This window comes from Vibrio sp. V08_P9A1T1, assembly GCF_963874405.1.
GTDB classification, from domain to species: Bacteria; Pseudomonadota; Gammaproteobacteria; order Enterobacterales; family Vibrionaceae; genus Vibrio; species Vibrio anguillarum.
The window spans coordinates 23,899-43,544 of sequence record NZ_CAWNIB010000111.1; the positions used below are offsets into that span (position 1 = coordinate 23,899).

Annotated in this window: 14 protein-coding genes; 1 reads left to right on the plus strand and 13 read right to left on the minus strand. The window is 45.5% G+C overall.

The genetic code is table 11. The features are described from left to right. Positions 1-219: 219 nt before the first annotated feature. From carB to secA, 5 genes are all read right to left on the minus strand, one after another. Positions 220-3,450, minus strand: a complete 3,231-nt coding sequence (carB, locus tag AACT21_RS05680) for a carbamoyl-phosphate synthase large subunit (RefSeq protein WP_094163212.1) — start codon at positions 3,448-3,450, stop codon at positions 220-222. Positions 3,451-3,466: 16 nt separating this feature from the next. Continuing rightward, on the minus strand, positions 3,467-4,606 hold the full coding sequence (gene carA, locus AACT21_RS05685) for a glutamine-hydrolyzing carbamoyl-phosphate synthase small subunit (RefSeq protein ID WP_094163214.1): 1,140 nt from the start codon (positions 4,604-4,606) through the stop codon (positions 3,467-3,469). A 482-nt stretch (positions 4,607-5,088) separates the two neighbouring features. Beyond that, entirely contained in the window at positions 5,089-5,898 is an 810-nt protein-coding gene (dapB, locus tag AACT21_RS05690) for a 4-hydroxy-tetrahydrodipicolinate reductase (RefSeq protein ID WP_026027267.1), read from the minus strand. Between the two features lie 104 nt (positions 5,899-6,002). Continuing rightward, the gene (mutT, locus tag AACT21_RS05695) at positions 6,003-6,401 is read right to left on the minus strand and encodes an 8-oxo-dGTP diphosphatase MutT (protein ID WP_026029143.1); all 399 of its coding nucleotides are present in this window, start codon (positions 6,399-6,401) and stop codon (positions 6,003-6,005) included. A 104-nt stretch (positions 6,402-6,505) separates the two neighbouring features. Then, a complete protein-coding gene (gene secA / locus AACT21_RS05700; RefSeq protein WP_094163216.1) occupies positions 6,506-9,232 on the minus strand; it encodes a preprotein translocase subunit SecA in 2,727 nt (908 codons plus the stop codon). Between the two features lie 324 nt (positions 9,233-9,556). Between secA and AACT21_RS05705 the strand changes: the two genes are divergently transcribed. Then, on the plus strand, positions 9,557-10,012 hold the full coding sequence (locus AACT21_RS05705; RefSeq protein ID WP_017046518.1) for a DUF721 domain-containing protein: 456 nt from the start codon (positions 9,557-9,559) through the stop codon (positions 10,010-10,012). Positions 10,013-10,082: 70 nt separating this feature from the next. Here AACT21_RS05705 and lpxC read toward each other — a convergent pair whose 3' ends face one another. From lpxC to murD, 8 genes are all read right to left on the minus strand, one after another. Further along, on the minus strand, positions 10,083-11,000 hold the full coding sequence (gene lpxC / locus AACT21_RS05710) for a UDP-3-O-acyl-N-acetylglucosamine deacetylase (RefSeq protein WP_094163217.1): 918 nt from the start codon (positions 10,998-11,000) through the stop codon (positions 10,083-10,085). Positions 11,001-11,097: 97 nt separating this feature from the next. Further along, entirely contained in the window at positions 11,098-12,315 is a 1,218-nt protein-coding gene (ftsZ, locus tag AACT21_RS05715) for a cell division protein FtsZ (RefSeq protein ID WP_017042647.1), read from the minus strand. A gap of 30 nt (positions 12,316-12,345) precedes the next feature. Further along, the gene (gene ftsA, locus AACT21_RS05720) at positions 12,346-13,608 is read right to left on the minus strand and encodes a cell division protein FtsA (RefSeq protein WP_094163219.1); all 1,263 of its coding nucleotides are present in this window, start codon (positions 13,606-13,608) and stop codon (positions 12,346-12,348) included. Continuing rightward, positions 13,601-14,374: a cell division protein FtsQ/DivIB gene (locus AACT21_RS05725; protein WP_088718004.1), complete on the minus strand. Its 774-nt coding sequence runs from the start codon at positions 14,372-14,374 to the stop codon at positions 13,601-13,603. Before AACT21_RS05725 ends, ftsA begins: the two co-directional genes overlap by 8 nt. Positions 14,375-14,562: 188 nt before the next feature. Then, entirely contained in the window at positions 14,563-16,023 is a 1,461-nt protein-coding gene (murC, locus tag AACT21_RS05730; protein ID WP_081244970.1) for a UDP-N-acetylmuramate--L-alanine ligase, read from the minus strand. 13 nt (positions 16,024-16,036) lie between these two features. Further along, on the minus strand, positions 16,037-17,098 hold the full coding sequence (gene murG, locus AACT21_RS05735; protein WP_017046515.1) for an undecaprenyldiphospho-muramoylpentapeptide beta-N-acetylglucosaminyltransferase: 1,062 nt from the start codon (positions 17,096-17,098) through the stop codon (positions 16,037-16,039). Continuing rightward, a complete protein-coding gene (gene ftsW, locus AACT21_RS05740) occupies positions 17,085-18,260 on the minus strand; it encodes a cell division protein FtsW (RefSeq protein ID WP_038148764.1) in 1,176 nt (391 codons plus the stop codon). Before ftsW ends, murG begins: the two co-directional genes overlap by 14 nt. A gap of 42 nt (positions 18,261-18,302) precedes the next feature. Next, complete coding sequence (gene murD / locus AACT21_RS05745; protein WP_094123834.1) at positions 18,303-19,640, minus strand: UDP-N-acetylmuramoyl-L-alanine--D-glutamate ligase; 1,338 nt, start codon at positions 19,638-19,640, stop codon at positions 18,303-18,305. Positions 19,641-19,646: the final 6 nt, after the last annotated feature.

Genomic DNA, 19,646 nt, shown 5'->3' on the forward strand with positions numbered 1-19,646 from the left:
AAAACCAACAATAACACCACTTAAAAGGTGAAAACAGCGAAAGCCAAGACAACAACCCATTCCCACTTTTCATCAATTAAAAAGCTATCCTCTAGGCCAAATCTCTTCTTCATTGGTAAAACGATTCAATTCGGCCGAATAAAAAAAGCCCGCTTAATTCAGCGGGCAATGAGGTTGTCATGTAGGTCTTAGACCTACTGATTTATTATTTTTTAACGCTTATGCTAAGTGTGCTTTCACTTGCGCGTGTAACTCTTGCACTGACGTAACTGATGACTTCGCATCGGCCGTATGAGACATACAGGTTGCAAAGGCAGCATTCAGTGTTGTGGTGTAGTTGACTTTTTGTGCTAATGCTCCACGACGAAGAACTTTAGAATCTTCAATCGCTTGACGCCCCTCGGCTGTATTAATGATGTAGGTGTATTCATTATTCTTAATACGGTCAAGAATATGAGGGCGACCTTCATGCACTTTATTCACCAAACGTGGGTTAATACCGGCTTCACCTAAAATTACAGCCGTACCGTGGGTAGCATCAAGCTGATAACCTAATTTCACCAGTTTCGACGCTAAATCAACCACACGCTGTTTATCACCTTCACGTACAGAGAGCAGAGCTCGGCCGCCTTCAGGATAAACATTACCGCAACCTAATTCCGCTTTTGCATAAGCTTCAGCAAACGTTGCACCCACACCCATCACTTCCCCCGTTGAACGCATTTCAGGGCCAAGCAGTGGGTCAACACCAGGGAATTTATTAAATGGCAGAACCACTTCTTTCACTGAGTAGTAAGGAGGAATGATCTCTTTAGTAAAGCCTTGTGACTCTAGAGACTGCCCTGCCATCACGCGCGCGGCAATTTTGGCAAGCGGTGCGCCCGTTGCTTTTGACACAAACGGTACAGTACGAGCGGCACGAGGGTTAACTTCAATCAGGTAAACTTGATTATCTTTAACCGCAAACTGCGTGTTCATCAAACCACGAACGCCCAATTCAAACGCCAGCTTCTCAACTTGTTCACGCATCACATCTTGGATTTCTTGGCTTAACGTATAAGCCGGTAGAGAGCAAGCTGAGTCACCAGAGTGAACACCCGCTTGTTCAATGTGCTCCATGATGCCGCCAATGACGACACGCTCACCATCACAAATCGCATCAATATCGACTTCAATCGCATCATCAAGGAAGCGATCAAGCAGTACTGGTGATTCGTTCGACACACTGACCGCTTCGTTAAAGTAACGACGCAGATCTTGTTCGTCATAAACGATTTCCATCGCGCGGCCACCAAGAACATAAGACGGGCGTACCACCAGCGGGAAGCCGATGTCTTTCGATTTTTCAATCGCCTGTTCCATTGTGGTCACTGTTGCGTTTTCTGGCTGCAGCAGACCTAAACGCTCAACCGCTTGTTGGAAACGCTCACGATCTTCGGCGCGGTCAATCGCATCTGGGCTAGTACCAATGATAGGCACTCCAGCGGCTTCAAGTGCACGAGCCAATTTCAGTGGTGTTTGACCACCGTATTGCACGATGACGCCTTTAGGTTTTTCAACACGAACAATCGCCAATACATCTTCGAGTGTCACTGGTTCAAAATAGAGGCGATCGGAAGTGTCATAGTCTGTTGAAACAGTTTCAGGGTTACAGTTAACCATGATGGTTTCATAACCATCTTCGCGTAGCGCGAGTGAGGCATGAACACAACAGTAATCAAACTCGATACCTTGACCAATACGGTTTGGACCACCGCCGAGCACCATGATTTTGTCTCTATCGGTCGGTTGTGCTTCACATTCGTCATCATAAGAGGAGTACATGTAAGCCGTATCAGACGAAAACTCCGCCGCGCAAGTATCGACACGCTTGTAAACCGGATGAATATTATATTGGTCACGCATACGACGAATTTCACTTTCAGCCACGCCAAGCAGTGAAGAGAGACGCGCATCCGAAAAACCTTTGCGCTTCATCTTGCGTAGAACATCCGCATTTAAGCCAGCAAAACCGCCCGCTTTGACTTCTTGTTCCATTTTGACCAGTTCTTCGATTTGTACCAAGAACCAGCGATCAACGTTAGTCAGGTTGAAGACCCCATCCACTGACAAACCAGCGCGGAAAGCATCTGCGATATACCAAATACGCTCAGCACCCGCTTCTTTCAGCTCATGGCGAATTTTAGTCAGTGCATCTGGCGCGTCTAAATCAACCATTTCGTCTAGGCCGTTTACGCCAATTTCCAGCCCACGCAGTGCTTTTTGCAGCGATTCTTGTTGGTTACGACCAATCGCCATCACTTCGCCCACCGACTTCATTTGCGTGGTTAAGCGATCGTTAGCACCGGCAAATTTTTCGAAGTTAAAGCGAGGGATTTTCGTCACAACATAATCAATAGTTGGTTCAAACGACGCTGGGGTTGCACCACCAGTAATGTCGTTCATTAACTCATCAAGTGTGAAACCTACCGCCAATTTGGCCGCAACTTTGGCAATAGGGAAACCCGTCGCTTTCGATGCAAGAGCCGAAGAGCGAGAAACACGTGGGTTCATCTCGATGATCACCATGCGGCCATCTTTCGGGTTGATACCAAACTGTACGTTCGAACCCCCCGTTTCCACACCGATTTCACGCAGTACGGCTAGCGATGCGTTACGCATGATCTGATATTCTTTGTCAGTTAGCGTTTGCGCAGGAGCTACCGTGATCGAGTCACCCGTGTGAATACCCATTGGGTCAAAGTTTTCAATCGCACAGACTATGATGCAGTTGTCCGCTTTATCGCGAACCACTTCCATTTCGTACTCTTTCCAACCGATGAGTGATTCATCAATCAACAACTCGTTGGTTGGCGAAAGATCAAGGCCACGGCGGCAGATCTCTTCAAACTCTTCTTTGTTGTAAGCGATACCGCCGCCGGTTCCACCCATGGTAAATGAAGGGCGAATAATGCAAGGGAAACCCACCATCTCTTGAACGCGGTAAGCTTCTTCCATCGTTTTTGCCGTATCAGCGCGAGGACAAGCTAAACCGATTGACTTCATCGCTTTATCAAAGCGAGAACGATCTTCCGCTTTATCAATCGCATCAGCCGTTGCGCCAATCATCTCAACGCCAAACTCAGCCAGAACACCATGCTTTTCCAGTTCAAGTGCACAGTTCAATGCAGTTTGGCCACCCATGGTCGGTAATACCGCGTCTGGGCGCTCTTTTTCGATGATTTTACGCACTACTTCCCAATGGATAGGCTCAATATAAGTCGCATCGGCCATCTCTGGGTCAGTCATGATAGTGGCAGGGTTCGAGTTGACCAAAATCACTCGGTAACCCTCTTCACGCAGGGCTTTACATGCTTGGGCGCCAGAGTAGTCAAACTCACAAGCCTGACCGATTACAATCGGGCCAGCACCTAGAATTAGAATACTTTTAATGTCAGTACGTTTTGGCATTGTCTACTACTCCGAATTACGCTGTGTGCTTTTTAATTAGTTCAATAAAATGGTCAAACAAAGGGGCGGCATCGTGCGGGCCAGGACTCGCTTCAGGGTGTCCCTGAAAGCTAAAGGCTGGTTTATCGGTGCGGTGAATTCCTTGTAGTGAACCATCAAATAGCGATTTGTGCGTTGCACGAAGTGTGACAGGCAGCGTTGCTTCATCAGCAGCAAAACCGTGGTTTTGTGCCGTAATCATCACCACATTACGATCCAAATCTTTCACTGGATGGTTCGCGCCATGGTGGCCAAATTTCATTTTTACTGTTTTCGCACCAGACGCCAATGCCAAAATTTGGTGTCCTAAACAGATACCAAAAATAGGCAGCCCTTTCTCCAAGAACACTTTGGTTGCTTCAATCGCATAAGTACATGGTTCTGGGTCACCAGGGCCATTTGATAAAAAGACACCATCAGGTTTCAGCGCTAGAACTTCTTCAGCCGAGGTTTGTGCTGGTACCACAGTTAGGCGGCATCCTCGGTCAACCAACATACGGAGGATATTGCGCTTTGCACCGAAATCGTAGGCAACAACGTGATAGGGCAACTCGCTGTCATCTTTCGCTTCAGGAAGTCCACCTTCGAGCGTCCACGAACCTTGTTTCCATTGGTACGCTTCTTTTGTTGTAACTTCTTTCGCAAGATCCATTCCTTTTAAACCGGGGAACTCTTTGGCTTTTACCAGCGCCAATGCTTCATCTAAATGGTCACCTGCCATAATGCAGCCATTCTGAGCTCCTTTTTCACGCAAAATGCGCGTTAGCTTGCGCGTGTCGATATCGGCAATGCCCACAATATTTTGTGATTTAAGGTAGTCAGAAAGGGAAAGTTCATTACGGAAGTTAGAAGCGATAAGAGGGAGATCGCGAATCACAAGGCCTTGTGCATGGATAGAAGAGGATTCTTCGTCTTCGGAATTGGTTCCGGTATTGCCTATGTGGGGGTAAGTAAGAGTAACGATTTGTTGAGAATAGGAAGGATCAGTGAGGATTTCTTGGTACCCCGTCATCGAGGTATTAAAGACGACTTCACCAACGGATATTCCATCAGCGCCAATGGATACACCGTGGAACACCGTCCCATCTTCTAGGACTAACAGTGCTGACTTACTCAAGACAACCTCCAGAATAAAAATGCAAAAAATATAAATTAAACTGCAAATCTGTCTTCCTTAAGGCCATAGAGTCGCGCCATAGGGTGATTTAGACAAATTGGCGGTATTCTAATGACCACCATGATTACTGTCAACATTTCATAATAAATTAAGGCAACATTTAAAGCGTTAGAGATAAAAAGCGAACCTAAGACAGTAAAAAAATAGGTTTGATGAGTAAAAAAATGAGAATGGAGGAATTAGAATCAGCAAACTGAAACTCTTTGATGCATTTTAAACAATCAACGATAAACAAAATCACGCAAACGTTAATCAAGCAGAGAATAAGTACAATTTCAGGCATCTAAAACAAAAAGAAAGCAATACCCACCTAAAACACAACAAAAGCAAGTCAGTAAAGTAAAAATAAAGAGAGATAATTAAATCGGTAAAAAGAGGTGTAACAAAGATGCGCCAGCAAACACTGACGCATAATTATGTAATCAAAGATCGTTCAAACCTAACACGTCAGTCATGCTATAAAAACCCGCAGGTTTATCAGCAAGCCAAACCGCTGCTCTCACTGCACCATTGGCAAAAGTCATACGATCCGTCGCTTTATGGGTGATTTCTACACGTTCACCGATATCAGCGAACATCGCGGTATGCTCACCCACAATATCGCCAGCACGAATCGTAGCAAAACCAATCTCATTTTTAGTACGTTCACCGGTAATACCTTCTCGCGCATAGACGGCAACGTCACTCAGTTGGTTACCCATAGCATTAGCAATCGCCTCTCCCATGCCAATTGCGGTTCCTGACGGAGCATCCACTTTATGACGATGGTGGGCTTCAATGATCTCAATATCACAGTAATCACCCATCACTTTAGCCGCTTTTTCAAGCAATTTGAAAACAAGGTTAACCCCAACGCTGTAGTTAGGAGCCATGACAATCGCAATCTGTTGTGCGGCAGCATTGATTTGTGCTCTTTCTGCTTCAGAAAAGCCCGTTGTGCCAATCACTAGCTTCTTACCGTGTTTTTTACATAACTCAATATTGGCTAAGGTGCTCACAGGAGCTGTAAAATCAATGATGACATCGAAGTTATCTACGGCATTCTCTAGGTTATCCACCAACGCGATATCAAATCGCCCTTCACCGCATAACTCACCGATATCAACACCAACCAACGAGGACTCAGGACGCTCTGAGCCCGCACCCACTCGAGCATGGTTATTTTGATAAGTGGCTTTCACCAAATTGCGGCCCATTCGACCCGCCGCTCCTGCAATCGCAATTCTCACCATTGCGTTATTCTCCATTGTGACGACATCAGCTTAAGCTTGCATCGTTTCTCTTCGTTCAAGGTGTTTCTGTAAACTATCAACATTTGCTTGTGGTGGCTAGCGACTTAGGCAAACTCTTTCATGACGCGCTCGACGATGGGCGTATTGGCTTCAGGAAATGAATAGTTTGCCAACTCAGAAACCGCTACCCATTCTCCTTGCTGCCCTTCTTTACCATACGGCTGATGATCAAATTGTGTCACGCAAATAAAATCAAAAGTTAAGGACTTGTCTGAATAGTCAAACTCAAGGTATTGGTAAGGAGATTGCTCAGTAACATGAATACCAATCTCTTCATCTAGCTCGCGGCAAATGGCTTGTTCAATTGTTTCTCCCGCTTCAACTTTGCCGCCAGGGAACTCCCAAAAACCGCCTTTGTGAAGATGATCTGGTCGTTTGGTAATGTAAATTTCTGATTTATCGCTATTGAAGATAATAGCCGCAACAATATGAACACGTTTCATAAAGACTCCGATTCGCCGACTTCCCAACCTAGAAAATAAAGATGAGAAATATTGAGTTAAAAAAAGAGTCGCCTAAGCGACTCTTGGGGTGATCATTCAAGGGATTAGTTGATCTGTCCGTGGCACTGTTTGTACTTTTTACCGCTACCACAAGGGCAAGGCTCATTACGACCAACTTTACGCTCTTCACGAACCATAGGCTGGTGCCCTTGATCTTCAGAAGCTTCATCTGCAACCGAACTGTCGGCACTTTGGTGCTGGAACTGTTGGCGACGCGCGGCTTCTTCCGCTTGCGCTTGACGCTGTGCTTCCATACGTTCAACTTCTTCTTGCTGTTGTACGCGCACCTTCGACAAGATAGTAATCACATCGGTTTTTAAAGAATTCAGTAGTTCTTCAAACAGCTCAAATGACTCACGCTTGTACTCTTGTTTTGGGTTTTTCTGCGCGTAGCCACGTAGGTGGATGCCTTGGCGCAAATGATCCATCGCCGCTAGATGCTCTTTCCACAAGGTATCCAGAGTTTGTAGCATGACCGATTTTTCAAAATTACGCAGAACAGAAGCCCCAACTGCTTTCTCTTTTTTACGATACACACTAACCGCTTGTTCAAGAATACGTTCGCGCAGCGCTTCTTCGTACAATTTATCATCAGCATCTAGCCATTGCTGTAATGGCAGCTCTAAATCAAAATCGTTTTTCAAACGATCTTCCAATCCTTTAACATCCCACATATCCTCAAGTGATTGTGGCGGAATGTATTCGTCAATAACGGAAGTCAGAACATCTTGACGATTCTGCTCAATCATTTCGCTGATATCGTCTGCTTCCATGAGCTCATCACGCAGCTCATAAACTACTTTACGTTGATCGTTAGCAACATCATCGTATTCAAGAAGCTGTTTACGAATATCAAAGTTACGTCCTTCGACTTTACGTTGTGCTTTTTCAATCGAGCGAGAAAGCATCTTACTTTCGATCGCTTCACCTTCATCCATACCACTTTGGATAAGGCTTGCCATACGATCTGAGGTGAAGATACGCAGCAGTGAATCTTCCATCGATAGATAGAAACGTGAAGAACCCGCATCCCCTTGACGACCAGAACGACCACGTAACTGGTTATCGATACGACGAGATTCGTGGCGTTCAGTACCAATAATGTGCAGACCACCAGCGGCTAACACTTGGTTATGAACCTCTTTCCACTTCGCTTTGATCTCATCGATCTGCTCTTGTGTTGGATTCTCTAGCTGCTCAATTTGTGCCTGCCAGCTGCCGCCCAATACAATATCAGTACCACGACCAGCCATGTTAGTCGCAATCGTCACCGCGCCCGGAATACCCGCTTGCGCTACAATTTCTGCTTCTTTTTCATGGAATTTCGCGTTAAGCACGTTATGTTTCACTTTAGCTTGCTTCAACGCATTAGAAAGTAGTTCAGATTTCTCAATCGAAACCGTACCGACTAGGGTTGGTTGACCTTTTGCAACACGCGCTTTGATGTCTTCAATGATCGCCGCAAATTTTTCAGCTTCAGTGCGATACACCACATCAGGCATATCATCACGAACCATAGGTTTATTGGTTGGGATCACCACGGTTTCCAAACCGTAAATCGATTGGAATTCGAACGCTTCGGTATCGGCAGTGCCCGTCATACCAGAAAGTTTTTCGTATAAACGGAAATAGTTTTGGAAGGTGATCGACGCAAGAGTCTGGTTCTCGTTTTGGATTTTAACACCTTCTTTCGCCTCGACAGCTTGGTGTAAACCTTCAGACCAACGACGACCTGGCATAGTGCGGCCAGTGTGCTCATCAACGATGACCACTTCGCCCTCTTCTGTCACGATGTAATCAACGTTTTTCTCAAATAACACATGCGCACGCAATGCGGCATTGACGTGGTGAAGTAAGCTAATGTTCGTGGGTGAATAAAGAGTATCGCCCTCTTCCATCAAACCATTTTTCACCATCAACTCTTCAACAAATTCTTGACCCGTTTCAGTCAAATGAACTTGTTTTGATTTTTCGTCAACCGTGTAGTGACCATCACCACGATACTCTTCAGAATCTTCTTTATCTTGCTTTTGCAGAAGTGGAATGAGGGTATTAATGCGGATGTACAACTCAGAACTATCTTCTGCAGGACCCGAGATGATCAACGGCGTTCGCGCTTCATCAATAAGAATCGAGTCTACTTCATCGACTACGGCAAAGAAACGTTCACGCTGTACACGATCTTCTTTACGGAAAGCCATGTTGTCGCGTAAGTAATCGAAACCAAACTCGTTATTGGTTCCGTAAAGAATGTCGGCTTGATAAGAAAGTTTTTTCTCTTGTGGTGGCATATTGGGTACGTTAATACCGACCGTCATGCCTAAAAATTCAAACAGTGGGCGGTTTGTTTCTGCGTCACGTTTAGCAAGATAATCGTTGACAGTAACAATGTGCACGCCTTTGCCAGGCAAGGCATTGAGATACGCAGGTAAAGTCGCGGTTAACGTTTTACCTTCACCAGTGCGCATTTCTGCGATTTGACCCGCGTTGAGAACCATACCGCCGATCAACTGTACGTCGAAGTGACGCATACCATATACGCGCTTGGACGCTTCACGCACGGTGGCAAATGCTTCAGGAAGTAATTGGTCTAAGGTTTCACCTTGCTCTAAACGTTGACGAAACTCAACCGTTTTGGCTTTTAATTCTTCATCAGTTAGTGCTTCAAAAGTAGGCTCGTAGCTGTTGATCTCTTTGACAATTTTTTTAAGGCGGCGCAGCGTTCTGTCATTGCGACTGCCAATAACCTTTGTCAGTAGCTTAGTTATCATGTGTCAGGAATCTCTCTTTATTAGATCGTTTTCGATCTACTCTTAATGCCGTCAGTCTCTACCAGTTTTGAACTAAGGATACTGAGATAAATCATGTATCACAGATATTGTGACGGTGAGGTTTATTTTCAAGGTATTAAATAATTATGTAACGCATAGTGTAAGGAATTTTTGCGGCAACAACCAATAGCAAAACTATTTGTTTGAAGCACACTTAATATTTTTACGCTTTTTGAGCACTGTTTAAGCAATAAAATGGATTTATTACTATACGCATCATAGGCACCACAATAGAATTGAATGGCAACTTAAGAGGGAGACACCATGCGCGATCACCGTCCCACGTTAACGAAAGAACTGATCAGCGATTCATCTCTGAAAAAAATACAGCAACATGCCACCGAGATCCTCGCTTTAAATAAAGTGCTCAATAAGTTGCTTCCTAAAGGTACGGCCGATCATGTCCGAGCCGCTAATGTGCGCGGTGGTCACTTAATCGTTGAAGTGGCCAGTGCATCAATAAAAATGAAGCTTGATTATGACCGATTACACATTTTGAATCAGTTACGCAACCAAGGATTTGCCAAATTGATCAGCATTGAGCTCAAGATAAACCCAGCGCTCTATCGTAATCGTGGTATGAAAGAAGAAAAAGAAACGGTTGCTCGCCCACCACTATCTGAAAATACGGCCCAGGCATTACTGATGGTGGCGAGTAGCGCTTCCCCTAAAGTCAAAAAACGTTTGGAAAATTTAGCGAAATTGGCTAGGCCCAAATAAGCGTCATCAATGAATTAGTACAAATAAAAAGGCCAGACAGTTGTCTGGCCTTTTTATTTAAAAATTGCGATTAAGCGATAACCATATTTGGTTCAGCAAACGCCACTGGAGAGCCAACTTCTTCTTCAAAAGTAGCCCATTCCCACGCCTCTTGGTCGGCTAAGACCGCACGCAGTAGCTGGTTATTTAAACCATGGCCTGATTTATAAGCACGGAACTCACCCACAATGGAATGACCACACATGTACAAGTCACCAATGGCATCCAATACTTTATGAGTGACAAACTCATTGGCAAAACGCAAACCTTCTTCATTAAGAATACGGTATTCATCTAATACGATGGCGCAATCAAAGCTACCACCTAAACAGAGGTTTTGCGATTGTAGGTACTCAATGTCACGCATGAAACCAAAAGTACGAGCTCTTGAAATTTCTTTGACGAAACCTTGCGAGGAAAAATCAAACACCATGCGTTGTTCATCAGAATCGATAGCAGGATGTTGAAAGTCAATCTCAAAATCCATACGAAAACCGTTATGGGGTACAAGTTCCGCCCACTTATCACCATCTTCAAATCGAACTGGTTTCTTAATTCGAATAAAACGTTTTGGTGTATTCAGCGTTTGAATGCCCGCTTGTTGTAGCAAGTAAACAAATGGGCTAGCACTACCATCCATAATAGGAATTTCAGGTGCGTCAACTTCAATGATAACGTTGTCGATTCCCATGCCCGCTAATGCTGCATTTAAGTGCTCAACAGTAGAGATACGAATACCTTCATCGTTGACCAAAGCAGTACATAGCATGGTATCGCGAACAGATTCAGGGTCCGCAGGGAAGTCTACTGGAGGATTGACATCAGTACGGCGGTAAATGATCCCAGTGTTTGCAGCAGCAGGGCGAAGCGTTAATGTGACTTTACGACCAGAGTGTAAGCCCACCCCAGTTGTTTTCACTATTTCTTTCAGAGTTCGTTGTCTGATCATCTACTTGCCTCTATGTCAGTGCGACAAAACACGGTCGGTAAAGCACCGACCGCGAATGCTACCATAATTTTGAACAGTGTCAAATTATGTCTAATTGTTAATCAGCCTGACGACGTAAAAATGCTGGGATATCAAGATATCCATTTTCCTTATCTGCTTTCGGTGCCGTATTTTGGCTTGCACCGGAAGAAGATGAAACAGTTGACGACGATGCTGATTGCGGTTTCACTTCTGCTCTTTCTTGCAAAGGCTGTGCCGTTTTTTCTTCGATTTTCGCTGCTTGCTGAACCATTTGTGGTTGAACTGCTGGTGCGACTTTGGCTTTACCGCCTGCAACTAAAGTAATGTCTGGCTTTTTCTCATTGCCAATACCCGTTGCAACAACAGTCACGCGAATTTCGTCTGCCATATCAGGATCTAACGAAGTACCGATGACAACTGTCGCATTGTCAGAAGCAAACGCCTTAACAGTATTACCGACGGTTTCGAATTCGTCTAGTCGCATATCCAAACCAGCAGTAATATTGACCAACACGCCACGAGCGCCTGCAAGATCAATATCTTCCAAAAGAGGGCTAGAAATTGCCATCTCTGCCGCTTCTTCAGCACGATCTTCGCCGCGAGCCACTCCACTACCCATCATCGCGTGGCCCATTTCTGACATCACAGTACGTACGTCAGCAAAGTCCACGTTAATCATGCCTGGGCGTGTAATTAGCTCTGCAATACCTTGCACTGCATTTTTAAGTACATCATTCGCACTCGCAAATGCTTCAAGTAAGGTAATACCACGACCTAACACTTTCAGTAGTTTTTCATTAGGGATGGTAATCAAAGAGTCAACGTGTTTTGACAACTCTTCAATACCTTGCTCAGCAAATGCCAAACGTTTTTTTCCTTCAAAACTGAAAGGTTTCGTGACAACCGCTACGGTTAAGATACCCAGTTCTTTGGCAACTTCTGCAATAACAGGAGCAGCACCTGTACCTGTACCACCGCCCATACCAGCTGCGATAAACACCATATCGGCACCCATCAGAACTTCTTTAATTCTTTCTCTGTCTTCTAGAGCTGCATCACGTCCAACTTGCGGGTTTGCACCAGCACCCAAACCTTTAGTGATATCACCACCAATTTGAATGACGCTACTTACGCTTGTTTTACGAAGTGCTTGCGCATCGGTATTGACACTGATGAATTCCACGCCTTCGATGGACTCACGCACCATGTGTTCAACAGCGTTACCGCCACCACCACCAACTCCAACGACTTTAATTACAGCATCGTCAGACATTTCCATCATCGGTTCAAACATGTGTTATCTCCGTTTTCCCTGCAACTCAGGTTAAAACTCTTTTTGTATCCAGTTACGCAAACGACCAATTAAGCTCGACATGGATTGGCGTTTCGGTTCGCTGTATTCCGTGTCGTCATTAATTTGGCTCTCTTTCGCATAATGAAGTAAACCAACCGCCGTAGAATGATACGGCTCTTTTACGTAATCTGTAAGGCCACTCACCTCTAAAGGCTTGCCTACGCGAACTTGATTGCGGAAAACGCGTTCCGCACACTCAACCAAACCTTCAATTTGCGCAGCGCCGCCAGTTAAAACAACACCAGCAGCTAAATGGTGTTTAATACCATTTTTGCGCAATTTGTCTTGGACAGTATCTATAGTTTGGTTAACTAATCCCATTAATTCAGTGTAGCGAGGTTCAATCACTTCCGACAAGGTTTGTCTTTGCAAACTTCGCGAAGGTCTTCCTCCTACACTTGGGACGTTAACGGTATCATCCTTGCTTACCAATTCACTCAGCGCACAGCCATATTTCACTTTAATCTCTTCAGCATCACTGACTGGTGTGCCAAATGCAAAAGCAATATCACTGGTTACTGCGTTTCCTGCATAAGAAAACACTTCAGTATGTCGTAACGCACCACCGGTCCAGATAGCAACATCCATAGTGCCTGCGCCTATATCAATCACGCACACACCTAACTCTCGCTCATCTTCCGTAATAACTGCATTACTTGCCGCTAAACCAGAGTAAACCAGTTGTTCAACTTTTAAACCACAGCGTTCTACCGCTTTGATAATATTTTTCGCCATATCATTATGACAAGAAATAAGATGCACGCTCACTTCCATGCGCACACCTGATAAACCAAGCGGGTTTTTAATTCCCTCTTGGTAATCAATCGTAAATTCTTGAGGAATGACGTGCAATATTCTTTGCTCTTCCCCAATTTTTATTGATTTGGCGGTATGAATAGCTCGATCCATATCCTCTTGAGAAACTTCTTCATCCGAAATAGTTCCCATGCCTTTTTCAATACGGCTCGCAATATGTCGCCCAGATAGAGAGAGAAACACATTACTAATTTGGCATTCCGCCATTAATTCTGCTTGGTCAACCGCTCTTTGGACAGACTTAACGACCGATTCAAGATCGTTAACTCCCCCTTTATCCATCCCACGGGATGGGCTCGTACCAGCGCCAATAATATTAATTTGACCGTCAGGCAGTATTTCACCGACTAAAGCTGACACGGTGGCTGTGCCTATATCAAGACCAACAATAATGTTGTCATCAGCGGTCTTAGTCATTTTTACTCTCTTGTGCTTCTTGTTCAGGGAACCAACCTACTGCGGCTCCTGTATCATATCTAAGATCGATATAGCTAACTTGTTCAGCTTTATTACCTAAATTCTTATACAGCGAAATAAAACGTGCAACTCGCTCATCTAGTGATTCTTTACCTAACTCTAAGCGGATGCCATTATCTAAAATTATTTGCCACGCTCGACGATCGTTGAGTAACAGTGACGATATATTTAAGTTTAATGATTGAAACTTAGGGTTCGTTTTATTCCAAACATCCAGTACTTCGTGACTGGTCCCTTGCGGGCCATAAAGTTTCACTCTATCGCCGTTCAATTGACCAATATCACCATTAAATACCGTGCCATATCCGTCTAACAAAGCGTTGCCATTCCAAATCGCTACCGCTCTATACTCTGTCAGAAACACTTTTATTGTGTCAGGCCATTGTTTACGAATCGATGCATGGGCCACCCACGGGATGACCTGTACACTCGATTGAAGTACGTTAATATCTTGCGACATGAAAGTACCGATATGATCCAACTGAGCAAAAGCGCGCTGCACATCTAGCGAAGATACGTATTGCAAGTCACCTTGTAGAACAATTTTTGAAAGCGGTAGCCTCTGTTCGTCCCACATCCAACTGAGTGTTGAATAAATGAGTGAACTTATCAGCAACAACACCACAAATAAAAAAATAGCGCCAGCGGCGTGATCTTTTATGAGTGGCGAACGGGACACAGCTCGGCTTTCATCGAACACATTCATTAACAAAGCCTGATGTTCCTGTTTCTAAATCGCAATCGCATGCCCTATTTGGTTCACAATAGAGGTAAAAGCACTGACTTTAACCTCCGGATTATACTGAGGTCGCTGAAAGTATCAAACATTGAAAGTAATAAATCTGGACTGGATACCATGTTATTCAATATTGATACACAAATAAGCCATTTAAATTAAACCTGTTGCATTTTACTGATATTCAGTTCGAGTCCCGCTAAATGTTTCGCTACCTTGCCGATATCCCCAGCACCTTGCGTCAGCACGAGGTCACCATCTTGTAATACATTAGCCAGAATCGAAGGCAGTATGGTGCTGTCGGGAACAAAAATAGGATCGATTTTACCGCGACTGCGTATCGTTCGGCACAACGATCGACCATCGGCTCCCGCAATCGGCTTTTCTCCTGCTGCATAGACATCGAGCATGATCAGCACATCGACTTGCTCCAGTACATTGGCAAAATCATCATACAGATCGCGAGTTCGACTGTAGCGATGGGGTTGGAAAATCATCACTAGCCGTTTTTCTTGCCAACCACTACGCGCCGCCTTAATAGTCACGCCCACCTCGGTCGGATGATGACCATAATCATCAACGAGCATCGCAACCCCATTGCCCGTATCAAACTCGCCCAGATGATCAAAACGACGTCCCGTACCTTGGGTGCTAGCCATCGCTTTTAAAATCGCTTCATCGCTGATGTCGTCTTCCGTTGCCACTGCAATAGCCGCGGAGGCATTAAGCGCATTATGACGACCTGGAATATTAAGCGTGATATCCAAATTGGCTCGTCCCTGTCTGACGACCGTAAACTGGCCTTGTTGCCCCTGCTGATGGTAATTCTCAATCCTGACATCTGCATCATCGGCAAAACCGTAGGTGATCACTTGACGGCTGATACGTGGAATGATTTCACGCACAACAGGATCATCAATACATAATATCGCCTGACCATAAAATGGCAGGTTGTGTAGGAAATCGATGAAGGTCTGTTTGAGCGTTTCAAAATCACCGCCATACGTATCCATGTGATCAGCTTCGATGTTGGTCACGATACTAACCATAGGCTGAAGATGAAGGAATGAAGCATCACTTTCGTCAGCTTCAGCAATCAAAATCCGACTTGAACCCAAACGCGCATTGGTGCCAGCGCTTTTGACTAACCCGCCATTAACAAACGTGGGATCTAAACCAGCCTCAGAATAAATTTGCGTAACCAATGCCGTAGTCGTTGTTTTACCATGCGTACCAGCCACCGCAATGCCATGACGAAAACGCATTAATTCCGCCAACATTTCTGCACGACGAACAATAGGAATGCGTCGCTCACGCGCCGCTTTCAGTTCAGGATTTAGCTCATCGATTGCAGTAGAGACTACCACCACGCTGGCGAGTTCAATATTAGTGGCTTGATGACCGATATAAATGATAGCCCCTTTATTTGCCAATCTTTCAGTCACAGGGTTGGAAGCGAGATCTGAGCCGGTAATTTGGTAGCCTTCATTGAGCAATACTTCTGCAATTCCGCTCATTCCCGCCCCACCAATACCGACAAAGTGAATACACTTGACGCGGCGCATCTCTGGCACCATGGCACGGATTTGAGCTAAATCTTGAGTATGTTTAATGGTCATGAAAAATTTCTCGTTATTGGGTAAGTGCGATGATAGCGTCGGCAACGACTTTATCAGCATCCAGTTGTGCGGCTGCACGCGCTTGTTGCGCCATCAACAGCAGATCATGACGCTCAAGAGAAGCAATCTCTTGCGCTAGTTTTTCTACTGTGAGCTGCGGCTGTTCAATCATTTTGGCCGCACCACAAGCGACTAAGTGATCCGCGTTAAGCGCTTGCTGTCGGTCTTTATGCATAAAAGGGATAAATATAGCGCCAACACCGGCCGCTGCCACTTCAGAAACCGTTAATGCTCCCGAGCGGCACACCAGTAAATCAGCCCACGCATAAGCGCCAGCCACATCCTCAATGAACTCAGTAACGTGTGCATTTTTGATCTGAAGCGCGCGATAAGCTTGCTCAACCGACTGCTGATTATTCTTGCCTGCTTGATGGCAAACTTGGTAATTATCGCCAAGCATAGCTAGTACGTCAGGCAAAGTTCGGTTGAGAATCTGCGCACCTTGGCTGCCGCCCATCACGAGAATGCGGATCGGTTCATTTCGCTCAGCAAAGCGTACTTGCGGTGCGGGTAATGTAGCGACATCTTGACGTACAGGGTTACCTACGACTTGCGCCTCAGTAAAGGCTCCGGGGAAGGCTTGAAATACGCGTTTGGCAATTTTTGAAAGCCAACGGTTGGTTAACCCTGCTACGGCATTTTGCTCGTGAAGCACAACGGGAATTCCCATAGACCACGCTGCCACGCCACCGGGGCCACTGACGTATCCGCCCATACCGAGCACCGCATCAGGTTGCCACTGCTTCAAATAACGACGCGCTTGAAAAATCGCGTTCACAATTTGAAAAGGCGCTTTCAGCAAACGCCCTATGCCTTGGCCACGTAAACCTTTGACCTGAATAAAGTCGATCTCAATACCATGTTTAGGCACTAATTCTGCTTCCATCCGATCAGCAGTCCCTAGCCAGCGGATCTGCCAACCTTGCTGTTGGAGCTGTTTAGCCACAGCGAGACCGGGAAAAACATGTCCCCCCGTGCCACCAGCCATAACCATTAAACGTTTATTGTTTATCATTGGATTCTTTTTCTATAGACACTCGATTGCGATCTTTGAGTCGACACTCATGATCAATTCTCAATAAGATCGACACCGCAACCGACATAATAATTAAGCTTGAACCGCCGTAACTGATCAAGGGCAGCGTTAGGCCCTTAGTCGGCACCATACCCGCTGCAGCACCCACATTGACGAGTGTTTGGAATGCAAACCAAATTCCAATACCAAAGGCCAGATAGCCACCAAATTGCTGATCATGCTCAAAGGCTTTTTTACCGATAAACACCGCTTTAAGCACCAGACTAAAAATCAGCAGTAGAACCAGTACAACGCCAACAAAACCGAGCTCTTCAGCCAGCACTGCAAATACGAAATCAGTGTGCGCTTCAGGTAAGTACTCTAGCTTTTGAATCGAGTTACCAAGCCCTTGACCAAACCACTCTCCACGACCAAAGGCCATCAAAGATTGAGTCAATTGATAACCGCTGCCAAACGGGTCTTCCCACGGGTCAAGAAATGAAGTTACACGGCGAATACGGTAAGGCTCTGCCGCAATCAGTGCGATTACCGCAACAATTCCAGCCACCATGAGCGCAATAAATTGTGACAGTTTTGCCCCAGCAATAAACAGCATACCAAACAGAGTCACCAGCATCACAACCACGGTTCCCAAATCTGGCTGACCAAGTAGCAAGATAGCCAAGGTTCCAAACACCATAATCGGTTTCATGAAACCACCAAAAAAGGTTTGCCTCACTTCATCTTGTTTACGAACTAAGTAACCAGCCATGAAAATAAACAGTGACAGTTTCGCGACCTCAGCAGGTTGCAGGTTAAATAACCCCAAAGGGATCCAACGCGAGGCACCATTGACCGATTTGCCCGCGAGCAAAACCACAATCAGCAGCATAAAAGAGACGCCAAGTAGCACCGAGCTGTATTGCATCCAACGTTTCATTGGCACTTGCAACACCACACTCGATGTCACGATGGCCAGCATCAAGAAAATGGCGTGACGAAACATAAAGTGAAACGGTTGATCCGTTAAACGCGAACTGATAGGAAACGAAGCCGATGTCACCATCACAAGCCCAGTCAGCATCAAACCTAAAGCAATCCATACCAATTGACGATCAAACAAGGCTTCAGGCGCTTGGCTCTGAAACCATTGACGAGTCATTTTGATGAGGCTTGAAAAGGACAAAATGCAATTTCCTGTTGATTAAGCGTAACGCTGCGCAAGCTCGGCAAAGGCGTCACCTCTGGCCATAAAGTTTTTAAACTGATCAAAACTGGCACAAGCAGGCGAAAGCATCACCATATCACCACGACGCAGCTGCGGTTTGATCGATACGATAATCTCTTCCATCGATGAATAAAACTGAGCCGATGGATGCAGTGGCATGAATTGCCCACCGTCAACGCCAAAACAGCACAGTTTTACGTTCAATGTTTTTAGTATCGGTGCTAATGGCGAGAAATCAGCGCCCTTGCCAACGCCCCCCACAAGCAGATACAAAGTCCCTTGGCAATTTAACCCCGACAACGCCGCTTGAGTGCTTGCGACATTGGTCGCTTTCGAGTCATTGACCCATTTTACGCCGTGATTATCAGCAACAACCTGACAACGATGTGTCAGCCCGCGGTAAGATTTCAATGCATCAAGCGCAGATGAGTAATCAACACCCGCCAAATCGAGCAGTGCGAGCACAGTGAGCACGTTGGCACTATTGTGTCGTCCCACTAAGCTGAGTTCCTCGCTTGCCAACAATGGCGTGCCTTTCGCCACTAAGAACGATTTGCCATCAATCATTTGCGTGCAATAGTCCGCGTCATGTTCAACGGAAAAACGTGCGATATGACCTGAAAATGAGGGAGGTTCCGTCTGGCTATCATCGGCGTTCACGACCGCCGCTTGCGCATACTTAAAAATTCGCAATTTAGCTTGGCGATACGATTCCATACCATCGTAGCGATCCATATGATCTTCAGTCAGATTGAGAAAGGCAGCAGAGACGAGTTTTAAACTTGAGGTCGTTTCTAGCTGGAAGCTTGAGAGCTCCAGCACATAAAGATCGGCCTCTTGCTGAAGTAGATCTAAAGCAGGCACACCAATATTGCCGCCAACGGCAACCTTAACCCCAGCAGCTTTAGCAAGTACTCCGGTTAAATCCGTCACTGTGCTCTTGCCGTTGGCTCCTGTGATAGCGATAACAGGCTTATCCACCTGCCAAGCAAAGAGCTCAATATCGCCCACCACGGGAATATGTTGTGCTAACGCCTGTTGAATCTCTGGCGTAGCTAAAGCAATGCCCGGATTAGTCACAATCAGGTCTGCGTCAAATAACCAAGCTTTGTTCCAGCCGCCACAATGTAGCTCAACTTGCGAGCTTAAATGCTCTCGACCTGGCGGGTTTTCCCGTGTGTCGATCACCTTAATCGTGAGCGAGCGATCTAAGCTCAAAAGGTAGTTAACCACCGAGAGACCCGTCATACCCAGCCCCACGACCACCACATTATTAACAGTTTGCCAACGATCCATCTTCATTCCATTCAACACCGTTTT